Below are 16,444 nucleotides of genomic sequence, written 5' to 3' on the forward strand. Positions count from 1 at the left end.
TCAGAGCTCGTAGACCTGGCGCGCGGTGCCGTCGAAGATCGCCGTCCGCTCCCGCTGCGAGAGCCCGCCCACCAGCTGCGCGGCCAGCCGCAGGACCTCCCGGTAGGAAGCCGCCGACGTGCACACCGGCCAGTCCGAGCCGAACATCAACCGGCCCGGCCCGAACGCGTCCAGCACCACCTCGACGCACGGCCGCAGCACCTCCACGTCCGGCGGTCGCTGCCCGGACTCGGTGACCAGGCCGGAGAGCTTGCACAGCACGTTCGGATGTTCCGCCAGCCGCCGCACCAGCGACTCCCACCGCCGCGCATCGCCGTCGACGGGCGGCTTGCCGCAGTGGTCCAGCACGAAGGTCAGCTGCGGGAACTCGCCCACCGCCTTGATCGCCGCGGGGAGCTGGTGCGGGCGCACCAGCAGCTCGAACACCAGCCCGGCGTCCTCCACCGCCGCGAGCCCGCGCAGCACGTCCGGCCTGATCAGCCAGTCCGGGTCCGCTTCGAACTCGACCGGGTGCCGGATGCCCTTCAACCAGCGGCCCGCCGGGTGCGACAGCAGCGCGCCGAGCCGTTCCCGCACGCCGCGCGCGGTGAGGTCCACCCAGCCGACGACCGCGCCGATGCACTGCACCGAATCGGCCAGCACCAGCATCTCCGGCGTCTCGTCCGGGTCGGCGACGGTCTGCACCAGCACCGTCGTGTCCACCGAGGTGCCGCGGATCGCGTCGGCCAGGTCGGAAGGCCGGAAATCGCGGTGCAACGCCTCCCGCTCGGGCCCGGTGATCCACGGCTGGTCCCGGACGTCGATGTCCCACAGGTGGTGGTGCGCGTCGACGGTCATCGCTTCGTCCTTCCCCGGCCGCATCGGCCCCGACGATCGATCCCACAGTGTGGCCCGTGCCCGCTGCCCGGCTCGGCGCAGGGCCGGGATGACCGGCCGGTGAACGCGCCGATCACCCCCGCGATGCCCCTGCCCTCCGGTACAACGGAACCCATGCGGGACCTAGTGCTCGGCCTCGACATCGGCGGTACCTCCAGCCGCGCCCAGGTCGGCGACCTGAGCGGCCGGCTCGTGGGCAGCGGCGACGCGGGCGGCGGCAACCCGAACTCGCACCCCCCGGAGGACGCCGTCGCGCAGGTCACCGCCGCGGCCCGCGCCGCGCTCGGCGACCTCGACGGGAGCGCCGTGGGTTCCGCGGTCCTCGGCATGGCCGGGGTGAGCGCCATGACGGATCCGCGGGTGGCGGGACTGTTCGAGCAGGGCTGGAACTCGCTCGGCCTGCACTGCCCGGTGCGGATCGTCAGCGACTGCGAGGTGGCGTTCGCCGCGGGCACCGCCGCCGGTGCCGGGACCGTCCTCATCGCCGGGACCGGCGCCATCGCCGCCCGCATCGAGGGCCACCGGGAGGTGGCCTCCGCGGGCGGGCACGGCTGGCTGCTCGGCGACGAGGGGTCCGCGTTCTGGCTCGGCAGGGAAGCCGTCCGGCACGCGCTGCGCACCCTGGACACGGGAACCGCGCCGGAAGGGCTCGCCCGCGCCGTGCTGGTGACCGCGCTCGACGGCGAACCGGGCGACGAGCCGGTCCGGGTCCGCAAGCAGCTGATCACCGCGGTGAACGGGGCGCCGCCGATCCGGCTCGCCGAGCTCGCGCCGCTGGTCACCGCTGCCTGCGCGGACGGCAACCCGGCAGGCGCGGACATCGTGGGGCGCGCTGCCGTCGAACTCGCCGGCACGGCCGTGCGGGCCGGGGGCTCCGGGCCGGTCGTGCTGGCCGGTGGGCTCACCGCCGAGGGCAACCCGGTCGGCACCGCCCTGCGCGCGGAGCTCGGCGCCCGGCTGCCCGGCACGCCGCTGCACCTGGCCGGGCCGGGCGCCGCCGGTGCGGCCTGGCTCGCCGCCCTCGACCTCACCCCGGACGCCCCCCGCTACCCGGGCATCTGAGCGGCCCCGGGCAACGCCGACGGCCCGCGGCTCATCCACACCCCCACCGGCAGCACCGGAGCTGTGGACGGATCACGCCGCTGGGGGGACTACTTCCGCGATTTCACGAGGAACCAAACGCCCCCCACCCTCGCCCCGCACCGGCGAACACCCCTGGTGCGCTGGCACTTCGCCCGCCGCCGAGCCTCGTCGCGGTGGACGTTCGGCTCTGATTCCTCGCGAAACTGCGCGAGATTTCACGAGGTTCGACCGGGTTCGGAGGGCTTGGAGTGGTGGTCAGTGCGGTCGGGTTGTCCACATCCGTGACGGGGATCGCCAGGGCTCGGCGGCGGTCAGTCGTCGCCGTCCGCCGCGGAGCGGAGTTCGCCGCTCGCGGCGGTCGCGGGTTCGTCCGCGACCCGCGGGTGGCGGATCCCGGCGTGGTCGGCGGGCAGGGCGCGTCGCAGCACCCACCAGCTCCCCGCGATGCACACGGCCACCAGCGGCCAGGTGAGGATCGCCTGCGCCGCGCTCAACGCCAGCACCGCGCCGCCCAGCCACAGCGGGATGAACACCAGCAACCGCACCACGTACTGCCCGACCCACACCCAGCTCGCCAGGCTGTAGGCGCGCAGCAGCGCCGGATCACGCCGCCAGGTTCGCCCCTGCCCCAGCAGGGTGCCCACCACGACGCCCAGCAGCGGCCACCGGGCCGCGATGCTCACCATCCACATCAGGGCGCTCACGGCGTTGGTGACCAGCCGCGCGAGGAAGAAGTCCGCCGCGTTGCCGGTGTAGAGCGCGATCACCGCGCCCAGCAGCACCGCCAGCAGGCTCACCAGCACCGCCAGCGGGCGGGCGCCGTTGCGCAGCCGCCACCCGCCGAGCACCGCGCCGACCGCGACGGCCGCCGCGCCACCGGCGGCGATGGACTCACCGCCGAGGTACCAGCCGAGCCCGAACAGCACCGGCGGCAGGCTCGCGTCCAGCGCGCTCGTGCGTCCGCCGAGCAGCCGCATCAGCGAATCCCGCTCCGCACCTGGTTCCGGGACGCCCGATTCCCGGCCGCCCGATTCCGCGGCGGTGCGCGCCCGCCCGGTCTGCCGATCCCGCATCACACCTCCAGCCTGCCGCACCGGCGGCCGTCGACGCACCCACCGATCGGTCGCCGCGACGAATCACACCGAACGACGCCCCGCGGACCGCGGCTCAGTCGTGGGCCACCAGGGAGAGGAGATCGGCCAGGCGGTCGACGATCGCGGCCCGGTCGGCGGGAGCGCAGGTCAGCACGTCGCGGCCGTCCGGGGCCGGCTCGCCGAACAGCGTGAACCGGCCCAGGTCGTTGTCGAACCAGGTCAGTCCGGGGTGCGCGGCGGCACCGGCCCGCCGGTCGGCCCCGGAGACCAGGAAGTGACCGATCCGGTGCCGCGGCCGGCTCATGATCTCCTCCAGCGCCCGGGGCCGGGCGGTGCGCTCGGCCCGGACCGGTTCGCCCACCGCCGCCGGGGCCTGCGGCAACAGGTCCGCGCACACCTCCGGCAGGTCGTGCGGGTCGAGGAACTCCAGGTGCAACCGGCGCCCGTCGAGCACTCCCACCACGCCCACCTCACCCGTCGCGACGACGCGCGCGGCGAGCCGCTGCCCGCTGCGCACGTCGACCAGACCGGCGGCGGCGATGGACACCTCGGACCCGCACAGCAGGTACAGCGCGTCCTCGACCTCGGGTTCCGGGCGGCCGTCGACGGCGAGGCCCGAGGATTCCAGCTCTCCCCACACCTGCCGCACCAGCCGGGCGCGTTCCTCGGCGGACTCCTCCGGCCGGGACAGCTCGAACGGGTACTGCCGGACGTCCAGGTTGAGCTGCTCGCCGAGCACATCCACGGCGGGCAGGGAGAGGGCGATCGTGTCGACCATCGGCTGTCGTATCTCACCTTCGGTACGGCGGGCTCGCGCGGAGCCCGCCGGTGAACCAGGGGATCAGAGCGCGGCGCGCGTCAGAAGTCGCGGTATCCCGGCGGGGCTTCGCCGAGCACCGGGGGCGCCACCAGGCGCCCGCTGCCGTACTCCTCGTCGTAACCGTCGTCGGCTTCGAGCAGGAACTGCGGGCCCCGCTCGTTCGGTCCGGATTCGCCCGGCCGGTAACCGCCGGTGCTGTACTCCTTCTCGCGGGACTCCTGCTGGACCTCGTCGGACGCCGCCCAGGACGTGCGGCGGGAGCCTCGCCCGCGCGAGGAGGACGTCCGCGCCTTGGAACCCATCGGGCCGAAGCCGCCATCGGGACGCGACTCGTAACGGTCGATCTGCCGCTGCGGAGGCTGCTGCGGCTCGGGCCGCTGCTGGTTCGGCTGCTCCCCGCCGCGCTGGTCGGGCCGCTGCTGGTCGGGGCCCTGCTGCGGCGCCGGCTGCGGCGACGGGGGCTGCTGCGGCGGTTGCCCAGGCTGATGCTGGACGGGCTGCTGCGGCGGTTGCGGCTGCCCGGGCTGCTGCGGCGCTGGTTGCTGCCCAGGCTGCGGCTGCCCGGGTTGCGGCTGCGGAGGCTGCTGTGTCGCCTGCTGTGGTGGCGGCGGGGGCGGCTGCGTCCCGGGCATCGGCGGGCGGGCACCGGCCCCCGGCGGCGGACCCGCCGGGATCGGCGGACCGTCCGGACGCGGCCCGGCGGGCGGCGGCCCCGGACGCGCGGCGGGAGGCCGCTGCCCGGCGTCGGCGCCAGGAGGCGGCATCGGCATGCCACGCGGCGGCGACATCGGCTCCGGGCCACCGGGCGGCGGACCGGCCTCCGGCGGCATCGGCGCTCCGGCGGGCGGCGGTGCCTGCCCCGCTCCGGGCGGTGGCATCGGCATGCCGCGCGGCGGCGACGCCGGTTCCGCTCTGGGCGGCAACGGCATGCCGCCCGACGGCGACATCGGCTCGGTCCGCTGGACGGCCTCCGGCGGGAGCGGTGGGCGACCGGGCGGCACCTCGCGGGCGGCGTCCGGGTGCGGCTCCCGTCCGGGAGCGCGCTGCGGCATCGGCGGTGGGCCCGCGCGGTGCCCCGGCTGCTGGTCCGGGGCGAGGCGCGGCGGACCCGCCGCGGGCACACCGGGCCGCGGCGGGTCCTCGACCTCACCGGGTGGCCCGATCAGGCCGCCCGGCGCGGCCGGGGCCTCCGGCAGGCCGAACAGGTCCTCGGGTTCCGGCTGCTCGGGGTCGGCGTGCCGCCGCCCCGACCGGGTCTCGGGCCGCGGTGGCCGGTCCTGCTCGTGCGCGGGCGGTCCGTGGAACACCGGCGGCGGCCCGGACTGCTGCGGCCCGGCCGGAGGCGGCCCGGCGAGCTGCGGCCCGGCCTGCTCCCCGTGCTGGCCGATCGCGGGCCCGGCGGGCGGCGGGCCGACCGGGAGCTGCCCGGAGGAGTGCGGCACGGGGCCCGGCTCACCGGCGTGCGGCGGCGCGGGGGGCTCCGGCACGGGCAGCCGTCCCGACGTCGGTCCCGCCGGGGCGGAACCCGCGTCGAGCTCGGACGGGCGCGGCGGCACCTGCGGCAGCGGGCGCGGTCCGGCGGCTGGCCGGGTGCGGTCGTGCGGCGACTCGGGCGGGCGGCTCGGCTGCCGAGGCGGTTCGTCGGCGGCCGCCTCGGTTCCGGGCTGCGGCAGCGCTCCCGTCAGCGGTCCGGAGAACCCGCTGGGCCGGTTGCCGTCCCGCTGGTCGGCGGGGCCTGCCTCGGCGGGCCGGGGCGGTTCCGCGGGACCGGCCAGATCACCGGAGAGCGCGGAGGTCCCCCCAGCCGGTTCCGGTCGTTCCGGCTGCACCGGCCGCGGCCGGGGCGCCGGCCTGCGCCGCTCGTGCACGAATCGTTCGCCGAGCCGCTCGATGCGCTCCCAGAGCGCGAACGGGTCGGGTTCGGCGGCGAGCGCCGCGAACTCGGAGCGCAGGTCGAACCCGCCCGGCCGGGCGGGCGGGCGGGGTGCGGCGGGGCGGCGAGCCTCGTCGTGCCGCGCGGGCGACTGGTCCGGGTGGAGCTCGCCCGCGCGGAGTTCGCCCTGGGGCGCCAGCTCCCCGACCGATCCGAGCACGCCGCGCACCGGCATCCCGGGGCGTTCCGGGGGCTGCGGCCGGGACGGCGGCGGGTCCGCGGACGGCGGCCCGCTCGGAGGCGCCGGGCGGCCCGGTCGCCGCGGCCGGTCGGCGGCCCGCGCCGGGTCGGCCTGCGGTGGCTGCTCCGGGGGCCGGAGTTCGCCGGGCCCGGGTGGCACGGGGAGCTCGCCGGAGGATTGGAGGTCGCCGACGCGCCGGAACTCGGGCGAGGACCGGCGCGGTTCGCCGTGCGCGCCGTCAGCACCGGGCGAGTCCGCCGCGTCGTGCGGCGTCCCGTCACCGGACTCCCGGAAATCCCCGGACATCAGGTGCTCACCACCGAGAAGCGATTCGGAATAATGGGACTCTTCGGAAATCAGGGATTCCCGGGAAATGACGGTCTCACCCGCCGAAAAGGATTCATCGACCGGACGGGAGCCGAATTCGGGCGGCGAGGGCCGTTCGCTCCGGAATGCGGCGTCGGGCCCGAGTTCGCCGCCGATCCGGGCGGCACCACCGGATCCGTTCGCCTGCCGCGCCGGGGGCGCCGGGCGTCGCGTCGCGACGCCGGGCGCGGGTCGTCCCAGCTGCCCGGCGGGGGCGGAGTCACGGCGCCCGGCGTCCCGCGCCGGAGGCAGGTGCCGGGGGGCGCCGCCCGGTTCGGCCGCCCGGCGCGGCGCGGCGGGCGGCGGATGACCCGCCGGTCCCGGCGCCGCCGGATTGTGCGGTGACGTCACTTCTCCCCCAGCTCTCGGATGCACTGCGGTCGCCGCGGGCCCCTCGCCCGGACGTGCCGCATCAGTGCGACGGGCACCGTCGTGACGACGTGCCCGGTCCTGCCGTCGTTGCCCACTCAGGCACCTGTCACCTGGTGGTCCGCGCCGGTGGCAGTCGGTCGCGCCAGGGGCCGGATGACCACTGCGGCGACGGTGTCCCCCACCTCGCGCAGGGTCGCCACCTGCGTCGATCGCGACATCACGAGCCCCCTCGTTCCTCCTGTTACCGCCGAGCGACATTAGCAGTCGCGTTCGAGGCGTACCGTCGTTTCCCGGTAAGCCACCTTTATTCACGCGGGTGCACGCGCGTGCCATCCATCGCCCCTGTTCGGCAAGGTGCGGCGTGTCCCACATCCGGCGGGATCGTGCCGCCGGAGTGGGCGCGCGCCTGCGCGGAACAAAATCGAGACGTTGAGGTGCCGTTAATCACTCGTCCGTAACCGACGGTGGCGTAGGTCGTCTTCGGAGGATCAGTGTGTTCTCCGGGCGAAGGACAGCAAGCGCAAGAGGAGGGCCGATGAACGGCCGGGAGTACACGGGTGGCGGAGCGCGGCGGGCGAACTGGCCGAGCTTCGTGGCGTTGGGCGACAGCTTCACCGAAGGGCTCGCCGACCCGTCCCCCGGCGGCGGGTGCCGCGGCTGGGCGGACCGACTCGCGGAACACCTGACGGCGCAGAACCCGCGGCTGCGGTACGCGAACCTCGCGGTGCGCGGCAAGCTGCTGCGCCAGATCACCGAAGACCAGGTGCCGCAGGCGCTGGAACTGCGGCCCGCGCTGGTGTCGCTGGTCGGCGGCGGCAACGACATCATCCGTCCCGGCAGCGACCCGGACGAGCTGGCCGCGATGTTCGACGACGCGGTGACCCGGCTGCACGCGATCGGCTCGGACGTGCTGATCGGCACCGGATTCGACACGTCGACGACGCCCGTGCTGCGGCGCGTCCGCGGTAAGGTCGGCACCTACAACGCGCACTTGCGCGCCATCGCCGACAAGCACGGGTGCTACGTCGTGGACCTGTGGTCGATGCGCGTGCTGCAGGACGCGCGGGCGTGGAGCGACGACCGCCTGCACCTGTCCTCGGAGGGACACCGCCGGGTGGCGGTGCGGGCCTGCGAGGCGCTGGGCGTCGAGATCGACGACGACTGGCGCACCCCGTGGCCGGAACTCCCGACGCGCCCGTGGCGCGTGCAGCGCGCCGAGGACATCCAGTGGGCGCGGGAACACCTGGCCCCGTGGATCGTCCGCCGCCTCCGAGGCCGGTCCAGCGGCGACGGTCGCGGCCCGAAGCGCCCGCAGCTCGAACGCCTCTGCACCAACGCCGGCCGAACAACCGACCACGAATCCCCCCACCCCCGCTGACTTCGCGACGAAGCCGCGCAGGTGGGTGGGCGAAGCCACGGTTGTGGAGTCGGGTTCGGCTTGGCGTGTGGGGTCGGGTTTTAGAGCCTTCCCGGGTTTGGGCGTGTGGTTTCGGTGGTGCGTGGAATGTCGGGTTTACTGATTGCTTCCACGGCTGGTGTTGCTGGGGTGTCCGGGTAGCGGAACCTCAGTCGGTCTCTCGCTGCGGGATCTTTTTCCCGAGTGGCTCCGCCACGAGGGAAAAAGCTGTCCTCGCGAGAGACCGACTGAGAACCCGCCGGTGGTCGGCTTTGTGACGTGGGCTATTCGCTGCGCGAATACAGGCACGGCCTTCGGCCGCAAGGCAGACTTCGCTTCGCTCGCCCCAGGCACGGCTTCGCCGCGAGGCAGCCCGACGCCGCACGTCAAGCCGAGCGAGACTTCCCACCTCGGCTGAGAAAGACGAAGTGCGGACCTCTGGAATCCCCCAGTCCAAAGGTCCGCACCCACCCCCACGTCCTCCCGGATCGCTCCGAGCGCCCCGGGCTCGGAGCGTCCGCCCCGACCGTCGCCCGTTGGCACGGGCTCGGCCGGGACGGCCGGGCGGCAATCCCCCCTCGGATTTCCCCCAGTGCCACCCGGTGCGGGCCGTTCATGACGCTGACCCGCACGAAAGGCACTTTGGCAGTCCGGGCTAGACATCGGCTAAACGTCGGCTAAACGTCCACAGTGGACACCATGTGAGCTGCCGCGGAGTCAGGCGCCGATGTCGTCAATGGACTGCAGCCGGGACTTGGCCTGCGCGGCGCGCGGTGACCCGCCGGTCTCGTAGATCGACAGCGCCGTCTCCCACCGGGTGCGGGCCACGGAGCGATCACCGCGGGACTGCGCCACGTCGCCCAGCCCCATGTACGCCGACGCCTGGTGCATCGCCGACCCGCAGCGCTGCGCCACGTTCAGCGCCTCGTGATGGTAGCCCTCACCCTCGTCGAGCCTGCCCGATTCGATGCTGACTTCGCCGCAGTTGTTCAGCACCATCGCGAGGGTTTCGAGGTCGTCGGCCTCGCGGTACATCACCTCGGCCTCCAGCAAGTGCTCCAACGCCTCGTCGAGCCGCCCGTTGGCCTGCTCGACCTGGGCGAGGTTGTTCAGCGCACCCGCCTCCCGGTAGCGGTCGCCGAGCGTGCGGTAGGCGCGCAGCGCGTCCCGGCAGTGCACCTGCGCCTCCGCGTAGCGCTGCATCCGGAACAGCACGGCACCCATGTTGACCTGCGCCAACGCCAGCCATCCAGCGTTCCCGGTGGCGACGGCGCAGCGGTAGGAGTCGGCGTAGTGCGCCAGCGCCTCGTCGTGCTTGCCGGTGCGGGCGTAGGCCACGCCGAGCCCGGCGGGCATCAGCACCTGGCCGACGGGGTCGGCGGCGAGCCGCGCCGATTCGAGGCCGACGGTGTAGATCTGGATCCAGTCCTCCCACGGGCAGCGCACCACCAGGTAGTTGAACTGGCAGCGCACCAGCCGCCACGCGTACTCGTGCAGGCCGTGGGAGTGCGCGGCGCGCACGGCGGCGACCAGGTTGGGCCACTCGGAGTCGAACCAGGCCAGCGCTTCGGTGCGGTTGCGGATCTCGGGCTGCTCGATGGTGGAGTCGCCGGAGAGGTCGAGGTCGTCGCGGGCGGGCCGCAGGAAGCGGCGCGCGTGGTCGGCGACCACGAGGTAGTAGTGCAGGAGCCGGGTGAACGCCTTCTCGTCGCGTTCGGCGAAGCCGGCGCCGTCCTGCTTGCCGTCGCAGGTGGGCGCGGTGAGCAGTTCCCGCGCGTAGAGCCGCAGCAGGTCGTGCATGCCGAACCGGTCCACTTCGGACTCGGTCACGAGGTGGGCCAGCGCGAGCGCCCGCAACCTGCGGTATGCGCCGGGCGGGTCCGTTTCGCACACGGCGGCCACGGCGTGCGCGGTGAACGTGTGCCCCGGTACCAGGCCGAGCTGCCGGAACGTGGCGGCGTGCACGGGGTGCAGGTTCCGGTAGGAGATGTCGAAGGCGCGGCGCACGCTGGTGTCGGCGTCGTCGATGTCCAGCGCGTGCAGCCGGTTGCTCTCGTCGGTGAGTTCGCGCACGAGGCCCGCGATGCCGCGGGCGGGGTTCGCGGCGAGCCGGGCGGCGGCGATGCGCAGCGCCAGCGGCAGCCCGCCGCAGAGCTCGGCGAGTTCCCGCGCGGCCTCGGGTTCCTCGGCGGACCCGTCGATGCCGCCCGCGCGGTCGAGCAGCGCGACGGCGGATTCGGTGGGCAGCGTCTCCAGCGGCAGCACGCGGGCGCCGCTGCGCACGACGAGCCCGTCGAGCCTGCGCCTGCTGGTCACCAGCACCAGCGAGCGGGATCCGCCGGGCAGCAGCGGCCGGACCTGCTCGGAGTCGCGGGCGTTGTCGAGCAGCACCAGCACGCGCCGGTCGGCGAGCAGCGAGCGGAACAGCGCGGCCCGGTCGTCGAGGTCGACGGGGATGGCGTCGGCGGCCACGCCGAGGGTCTTGAGCATGCTGGTGAGCGCTTCGCCCGGGGACAACGGCGCGCGTTCGGAGTCGAATCCGCGCAGCGAGGCGTAGAGCTGGCCGTCGGGGAACGACGCGGCGACCCGCTGCGCCCAGGTGATCGCGACGGCGCTCTTGCCGACTCCCGCGGTGCCGGTGAGCACGGCGAGCAGCGTGGTGTCGCCGCGGTCGCGTTCGACCATCCGGTCCAGCAGCGCCATTTCGCGTTCGCGGCCGACGAACCCGGCGACGGCGGGCGGCAGTTCGGCGGGGACCGGGCCGACGGGGGCGACTTCCCGGTCGGCTTGCCGCTGGGTGCCGCTGAGCAGGGCTTCGTCGTCGCGCAGCAGCCGTTCGTAGAGGGTGCGCACTTCGGGGCCGGGGTCGATGCCGAGTTCGTGGGAGAGCCGTTCCCGCAGCGCGTGGTAGCGCGCTTGGGCTTCCGCGCGGTTGCCCGCCCGGTACCCGGCGAGCATCAGCAGGTAGGTGAGCCGTTCCCGCAGCGGGTGCTGGTCGACGAGGGTGGCCAGTTCGACGACCAGCCGGTGGTGCTTGCCCAGTTCCAGCTCGGCGGCGATGCGCTCTTCCAGGGCGAGCAGCCGCAGTTCGTCGAGGTTGGGCCCGACCATCTGGTGCAGCCGTTCGGCGACGATGCCGGAGAGCACGGGGCCGCGCCACAGCTGGAGGGCTTCGGTGAGCAGCGCCGCCCTGGCCGCGGGGTCCTTGCCGTGCGCCTCGTTGATCAGCGTGCGGGCGCGGTGCGCGTCGACGCGCTCGGGGTCGATGCGCAGCAGGTAGCCGGGCGAGCGGGTGAGGATCTCGGGGCGCCCGGCCGCGTCGGCGTCGCCGTGGCCGTGCAGCAGCCGCCGGATGCGGGAGATGTAGCCGTGCACGATGGTGCGGGCGGTCGCGGGCGGCTCGTCCCCCCAGAGGGTGTCGATGAGCCGGTCGATGGAGACGAGCTGGTTGGGTTCCATCAGCAGGCAGGCGAACGCTCCGCGCACGGAGGCGGAGCCGAGCTGCAGCGGCGCCCCGTCGTAGCGGACTTCGAGCGGGCCGAGCACGCGGAAGGTGAATCCGGCGGTGTCCGGACCGGCGTCCTCGCGGCTGGCGCCCCTCCGATCGGGCGTTGCGTCCTGCCCCTGCATGCCCCTCGACACCTGCCGTTCGCTGCGTGTTCGATCCTCGTCAGTTTCGGTCACTCGGACTCGCGGAGTCCACTCCCGGCGAAGCGGACACACGGTAGCGATCTTCGACCGGCGCCCACCGGTACCATCCGAGGCGTCACCCGATCGGCCGAACGTGATGGCGCGACCGTCGAGCCTCCGGCAGACGCGCCGATCACCCGACCGGGGCGCGCCGCGGTGTCCGGAAAGTTGATCATTCACGCATCCGGCGCCGGATGCCAGGGTGTCGGGCCGCACGCGGCGACGACGTCCGCGGTTGCCGGATCGCCGCCGCGCCCGCCATACCGCCCAGTAGAGTCGGGCACTGATCGACCGCCGCCGAAGCAGTGCCCGAGAAGGAGATCACCGCGTGCCCCCACCGTCCACAGTGGTCGATCGGGCCGTGGGCTGCCTGCTCGGCGGGGCTCTCGGCGACGCGCTCGGAGCACCGGTCGAGTTCCAGCAGCTGGACGGGATCCGCGCCGAGCACGGCGAGCAGGGCATCACCGAGCCGCCTCCGCAAGCCCTGTTGGGCGACGCCACGCAGATGACGCTGTTCACCGGCGAGGGCTACCTCAGCGCGTGGACCCAGGGCAACAACGGCGGCCAGTGGCGACCCGTCGAAACGGTCACGGCCGCCTACCGCCGCTGGCTGATCACCCAGCAGGAGTCCAAGCCGCCGCCGGGCGCGACCGGTCTGCTCGCCGAGGGCGAGCTGTACGCGAGCCGCGCGCCCGGGCTCACCAGCTTGCGCGCGCTGGGCGAACCGGAGCTCGGCAGCCCGGACCGCCCGCGCAACAGCTCGAAGGGCTGCGGCGGCGTGGACCGCAGCACGCCGGTCGGTTTCGCCCCCAGCGCGACCATCGCCTACGGGCTCGGCTGCCGGCTCGCCGCGCTCACCCACGGCGGCGGCGGTGGCTGGGCGTCGGCGGGCACGCTGTCGCTGATCGTGCACTTGATCGCCGTGCAGGGCAGGCGGTTGCCGGACGCGGTGGACCAGGCGACGGGGCGCGTGCTGCGCGACGACGGGGAGACCGCGGGCCTGCTCGCGGAGGCCTCCACGCTGTCCCGGCTGGGCGCTTCCGTCTCGCACGTGGAACGGCTCGGGCAGGGCTGGATCGGCCCGGAAGCCCTGGCCATCGGCGCGTACTGCGCGCTGGCGCTGCCCCGGCCGGAGCAGTTCCCGGACGCGCTGCGCCTGGCCGCGAACCACTCCGGGCACAGCGACAGCACGGCCGCGATCACCGGCGCCATCCTCGGCGCCCGCCACGGCACCGCCGCGCTCCCCCGCCAATGGCTGTCCCGCCTGGAACTGGCCGACGTGATCGAACGCATCGGCCACGACATCGGAGCCTCCTGCACAGGCGAAAAGTTCAACGAACGCCGCTACCTGGGCCTGGACCCACCCCCCGCCCCCTGACCTTCGCCCCAGCCCTGCCCAGAGACCAGGAAGCGACCAAAGCCCCTGCCTCCCGGCAAAGCCGTGCTCTGGGCGGCGAAGTGCTCCTGCCTGGCGGCCGAAGGCCGTGCATTGCGGCGAAGCCGTGCCCTGGGCGGGCGAAGCCACGCCTGCCCGGCGGCCGAAGGCCGTGCATTGCGGCGAAGCCGTGCCCTGGGCGGACGAAGCCACGCCTGCCCGGCGGCCGAAGGCCGTGCATTGCGGCGAAGCCGTGCCCTGGGCGGACGAAGCCACGCCTGCCCGGCGGCCGAAGGCCGTGCATTGCGGCGAAGCCGTGCCCTGGGCGGACGAAGCCACGCCTGCCCGGCGGCCGAAGGCCGTGCCTGTATGTGCGAAGCACATAGCCCACGTCAAAAAGCCGACCACCCGCGGGTTCTCAGTGCCTTCCTCGCGAGGACAGCTTTTTCCCTCGTGGCGGAGCCACTCGGGAAAAAGATCCCGCAGCGAGGAAGGCACTGAGGTTCCGCCACCCGACCACACGTCCAAACCGACCGGGCGGGCACTCATGCCTTACGAGCTAGCCCGGCGAGCATTCGGGAGCGTTCCGGGTCGCCGGTGAACTCCTCCTGCCCATCCGGCCGCCACTGAGGCGCATAGACCAACCCGGGCTCCACCATCGCGAAGTCCCCGAAGAACGCCCGGATCTCCGAGTGGGAGCGGAGCTGCCCCGGGTGGGTCGACTGCTCGTAGGCTTCCACGAGCCGCCGGTTCTCCTCTTGCTCCTGTTCGGTCGCGTCGGAGGTCGTCCAGTGCGACACGGCGAGCAGCGAACCGCTGGGCAGCCGTTCCCGCAGCGCGTCGAGCGCGCCGTGCGGGCCGACGGCGTCCTTGGAGAAGTGCAGCATCGACAGCATCAGCATGCAGATGGGTTCGTCGAACCGGATCACCCCGGTGTCGTCCAGCAGCGCCCACATCCCGCCGGGGTCGGCGATCGGGTCGGCGCGCAGCGCGCGGTGCCGTCGCGGGTCGCCTTCCCGGTCGAGGATGAGTCCGCCCAGCGACTGCACCACGGGGTCGTTGTCCACGTAGACGACGCGCGTGTCGCCGGGGTCGCGGGCTTCGGGCGCGGAGCTCCAGTGCAGCTCGGCGACTTCGTGCACGTTGCCGACGGTGGGCAGGCCGGAGCCGAGGTCCAGGAATTGCCGGATGCCGGAGTCGAGGGCGTAGCGCACGACCCGGTTGAGGAAGCGGCGGTTGGCCCGGCAGTAGGCCTTCATGCCGGGGACGATCTCCACGACGCGCTGTCCGAAAGCGCGGTCGATCTCCCAGTTGTGCGCCCCGCCGAGGTACCAGTCGTAGACGCGCGCCGCGCTGGGCGTGGTGACGCTGTCGCGCATGTCGGAGGGCATCGCCTCGACGGGGTGGTGCAGTGTGCTCATCCGCTCTCCTGGACCGCCCTGTCAGCGGGTGACGCCATGGAACACCGTCCACGATCACTCATCGGAATCAGTATTCCAACCCTTTCGGGGGCTCAAGCAATGTGTTCAGGATGAGCATGACCCCGGAGAGGGGTCGAACGCGAACCGGCCCGGCCGCGTGTCGCGCGACCGGGCCGGGCGGTGCCGCGTCAGCGCACGACGGCGCTGGGGTCCCGCGCGGCGACGAAGCTCGGCCGCGGCCGGTCCGCCGCGAACGGCGCCACCGGCGCGTTGCGCACGCTGTTGAACACGATGAAGATGTTCGACCGCGGGAACGGCGTGATGTTGTTGCCGGACCCGTGCATCGTGTTCGAGTCGAACCACAACGCCGACCCCGCGTACCCGGTGAACTGCTCGATCCCGTGCTCGTAGCCGAGCCGGGTGATGTCGTCCTCGCCCGGAACCCCCACCTTCTGCTCCTTCAGCGAAGATTTGTAGTTCTCCCCCGGAGTGCGGCCCACGCACGACACGTAGGTGCGGTGCGCGCCCGGCATGACCATCAATCCGCCGTTGAACGGATAATTGTCGGTGAGCGCCACCGACAGGCTCACCGCGCGCGGCGCGGGAAGGCCGTCTTCGGCGTGCCAGGTCTCGAAATCGGAATGCCAGTAGAACCCGCTGCCCTTGAATCCCGGCATGTAGTTGATCCGGCTCTGGTGCACGTAGACCTCGGATCCAAGGATCTGCCGCGCCCGGTCCAGCACTCGCGGGTCGCGCACCAGCTCGGCGATCAGCTCGCTGGTGCGGTGCACCTCGAACAAGGACCTGACCTGGCCGGAGTCCTTCTCCACGACGGTGCGCTCATCGGCCCGGACCTCGGGGTCCTTGGTGAGCCGATCGAGTTCCTGCCAGTACTTCTGCACTTCCGCCGGGGACAGCAGACCCGGCACGGTGTGGAATCCCTTGGCCTCGTGCGCGGCCAGGTCGGTCCGCGTCGCCGGTCCGGCGCGCACGCCGGACCACACGACGGGATCGGTGCGTTCGATGAATGCGGACTCGGTGCCGCGCCGAGTCGGATAACGGTCCTGAGTCGTCACATCCGCGACGGTCATCAGTTGCGCCTCCTTCGCGAATTACCGCCGGAGCGCCCGATTCCACGTCGGAATCGGGCGCCATTTCTCGGTTCCTCGGTCGGTGGCCGTTCCCCTCGTCGGGGGATACGTGTCGCACACCGCGGCAGGCAACCAGACAGTTCTGGGCTACCCGACCGCCGCGGTCATTACGCATGCGTTCCGGCGAGGTTTCCCGGACGGGCGCGGCAGGCATGAAAAACCGCCCACGGCCGCGGGCGGCGGCTCGTGGGCGGTGCGGCGGGAACGCCGGGTCGATGCCCGGTCAGTCCTCCACGATCAGCGGGTACACGCCGTTCTCGTCGTGCACCTCGCGGCCGGTCACCGGCGGGTTGAACACGCAGACCGTGCGGATGTCGGTCTTGGGACGGACCTGGTGCTTGTCGTGCTCGTTGAGCATGTACAGCGTGCCCGGCTTGAGCTGGTGGATCTCGCCGGTCGACTTGTTCTCGAGCTCGCCTTCACCCTCGTACACGAACACGGCTTCGATGTGGTTGGCGTACCAGAAGTCGTTCACGGTACCGGCGTAAAGGGTGGTCTCGTGCACCGAGAAGCCGACCTTCTCCCTGGCCAGCACGATGCGCTTGCTGCGCCAGTTCTCGGTCTGGATGTCGTCGTCGGTGTTCTCGACCTCTTCGAGGCTGCGGACGAACACAATGCCCTCCTTCGTGGTGCCGGTGGTGCCGTACGAGACGGCCGGCCCGGAAGTGCGGGACCGGCCGTCGCGT

Annotated in this window: 12 protein-coding genes; 3 read left to right on the forward strand and 9 right to left on the reverse strand. The window is 73.3% G+C overall.

Going from position 1 to position 16,444, the window contains the following annotated elements; genetic code table 11:
- Positions 1-837 (reverse strand): amidohydrolase family protein, encoded by an 837-nt coding sequence (locus BJ969_RS26305; RefSeq protein WP_184483405.1) that lies wholly within the window; start codon positions 835-837, stop codon positions 1-3.
- A gap of 153 nt (positions 838-990) precedes the next feature.
- Between BJ969_RS26305 and BJ969_RS26310 the strand changes: the two genes are divergently transcribed.
- Positions 991-1,938 (forward strand): N-acetylglucosamine kinase, encoded by a 948-nt coding sequence (locus tag BJ969_RS26310; RefSeq protein ID WP_246457101.1) that lies wholly within the window; start codon positions 991-993, stop codon positions 1,936-1,938.
- Between the two features lie 332 nt (positions 1,939-2,270).
- Here BJ969_RS26310 and BJ969_RS26315 read toward each other — a convergent pair whose 3' ends face one another.
- The 4 genes from BJ969_RS26315 to BJ969_RS30690 form a co-directional block, all read right to left on the reverse strand.
- Positions 2,271-3,032 (reverse strand): DUF3159 domain-containing protein, encoded by a 762-nt coding sequence (locus tag BJ969_RS26315; protein ID WP_343071601.1) that lies wholly within the window; start codon positions 3,030-3,032, stop codon positions 2,271-2,273.
- Between the two features lie 94 nt (positions 3,033-3,126).
- Positions 3,127-3,831, reverse strand: a complete 705-nt coding sequence (locus BJ969_RS26320; RefSeq protein WP_184483407.1) for an ESX secretion-associated protein EspG — start codon at positions 3,829-3,831, stop codon at positions 3,127-3,129.
- Between the two features lie 80 nt (positions 3,832-3,911).
- Positions 3,912-6,293, reverse strand: coding sequence for a hypothetical protein (locus BJ969_RS26325; protein WP_184483408.1), 2,382 nt, complete (start codon positions 6,291-6,293; stop codon positions 3,912-3,914).
- Positions 6,294-6,820: 527 nt separating this feature from the next.
- Complete coding sequence (locus BJ969_RS30690) at positions 6,821-6,943, reverse strand: hypothetical protein (protein ID WP_281398373.1); 123 nt, start codon at positions 6,941-6,943, stop codon at positions 6,821-6,823.
- Positions 6,944-7,260: 317 nt separating this feature from the next.
- Here BJ969_RS30690 and BJ969_RS26330 point away from each other — a divergent pair, with 317 nt between their 5' ends.
- A complete protein-coding gene (locus BJ969_RS26330; protein ID WP_184483410.1) occupies positions 7,261-8,103 on the forward strand; it encodes an SGNH/GDSL hydrolase family protein in 843 nt (280 codons plus the stop codon).
- Between the two features lie 735 nt (positions 8,104-8,838).
- On the opposite strand, the gene BJ969_RS26335 is transcribed toward BJ969_RS26330, so the two are convergent.
- A complete protein-coding gene (locus BJ969_RS26335) occupies positions 8,839-11,751 on the reverse strand; it encodes an AfsR/SARP family transcriptional regulator (protein WP_184483412.1) in 2,913 nt (970 codons plus the stop codon).
- Between the two features lie 388 nt (positions 11,752-12,139).
- Between BJ969_RS26335 and BJ969_RS26340 the strand changes: the two genes are divergently transcribed.
- Complete coding sequence (locus BJ969_RS26340; RefSeq protein ID WP_184483414.1) at positions 12,140-13,189, forward strand: ADP-ribosylglycohydrolase family protein; 1,050 nt, start codon at positions 12,140-12,142, stop codon at positions 13,187-13,189.
- Between the two features lie 542 nt (positions 13,190-13,731).
- On the opposite strand, the gene BJ969_RS26345 is transcribed toward BJ969_RS26340, so the two are convergent.
- From BJ969_RS26345 to BJ969_RS26355, 3 genes are all read right to left on the reverse strand, one after another.
- Positions 13,732-14,607: an SAM-dependent methyltransferase gene (locus BJ969_RS26345; RefSeq protein ID WP_184483416.1), complete on the reverse strand. Its 876-nt coding sequence runs from the start codon at positions 14,605-14,607 to the stop codon at positions 13,732-13,734.
- Between the two features lie 188 nt (positions 14,608-14,795).
- Positions 14,796-15,698: an ectoine hydroxylase gene (gene thpD / locus BJ969_RS26350; RefSeq protein WP_184483418.1), complete on the reverse strand. Its 903-nt coding sequence runs from the start codon at positions 15,696-15,698 to the stop codon at positions 14,796-14,798.
- A 283-nt stretch (positions 15,699-15,981) separates the two neighbouring features.
- Positions 15,982-16,371: an ectoine synthase gene (locus BJ969_RS26355; RefSeq protein WP_184483420.1), complete on the reverse strand. Its 390-nt coding sequence runs from the start codon at positions 16,369-16,371 to the stop codon at positions 15,982-15,984.
- Positions 16,372-16,444 lie beyond the last annotated feature (73 nt).

Origin of the sequence: Saccharopolyspora gloriosae (genome assembly GCF_014203325.1) — a bacterium.
GTDB lineage: Bacteria > Actinomycetota > Actinomycetes > Mycobacteriales > Pseudonocardiaceae > Saccharopolyspora_C > Saccharopolyspora_C gloriosae.

Coding starts and splice junctions, on each gene's coding strand:
- BJ969_RS26345 (WP_184483416.1), bottom strand. CDS start 14,607: ATGAGCACACTGCACCACCCCGTCGAGGCGATGCCCTCCGACATGCGC.
- BJ969_RS26310 (WP_246457101.1), top strand. CDS start 991: ATGCGGGACCTAGTGCTCGGCCTCGACATCGGCGGTACCTCCAGCCGC.
- BJ969_RS30690 (WP_281398373.1), bottom strand. CDS start 6,943: ATGTCGCGATCGACGCAGGTGGCGACCCTGCGCGAGGTGGGGGACACC.
- BJ969_RS26330 (WP_184483410.1), top strand. CDS start 7,261: ATGAACGGCCGGGAGTACACGGGTGGCGGAGCGCGGCGGGCGAACTGG.
- BJ969_RS26320 (WP_184483407.1), bottom strand. CDS start 3,831: ATGGTCGACACGATCGCCCTCTCCCTGCCCGCCGTGGATGTGCTCGGC.
- BJ969_RS26325 (WP_184483408.1), bottom strand. CDS start 6,293: ATGTCCGGGGATTTCCGGGAGTCCGGTGACGGGACGCCGCACGACGCG.
- BJ969_RS26305 (WP_184483405.1), bottom strand. CDS start 837: ATGACCGTCGACGCGCACCACCACCTGTGGGACATCGACGTCCGGGAC.
- thpD (WP_184483418.1), bottom strand. CDS start 15,698: ATGACCGTCGCGGATGTGACGACTCAGGACCGTTATCCGACTCGGCGC.
- BJ969_RS26335 (WP_184483412.1), bottom strand. CDS start 11,751: ATGCAGGGGCAGGACGCAACGCCCGATCGGAGGGGCGCCAGCCGCGAG.
- BJ969_RS26315 (WP_343071601.1), bottom strand. CDS start 3,032: ATGCGGGATCGGCAGACCGGGCGGGCGCGCACCGCCGCGGAATCGGGC.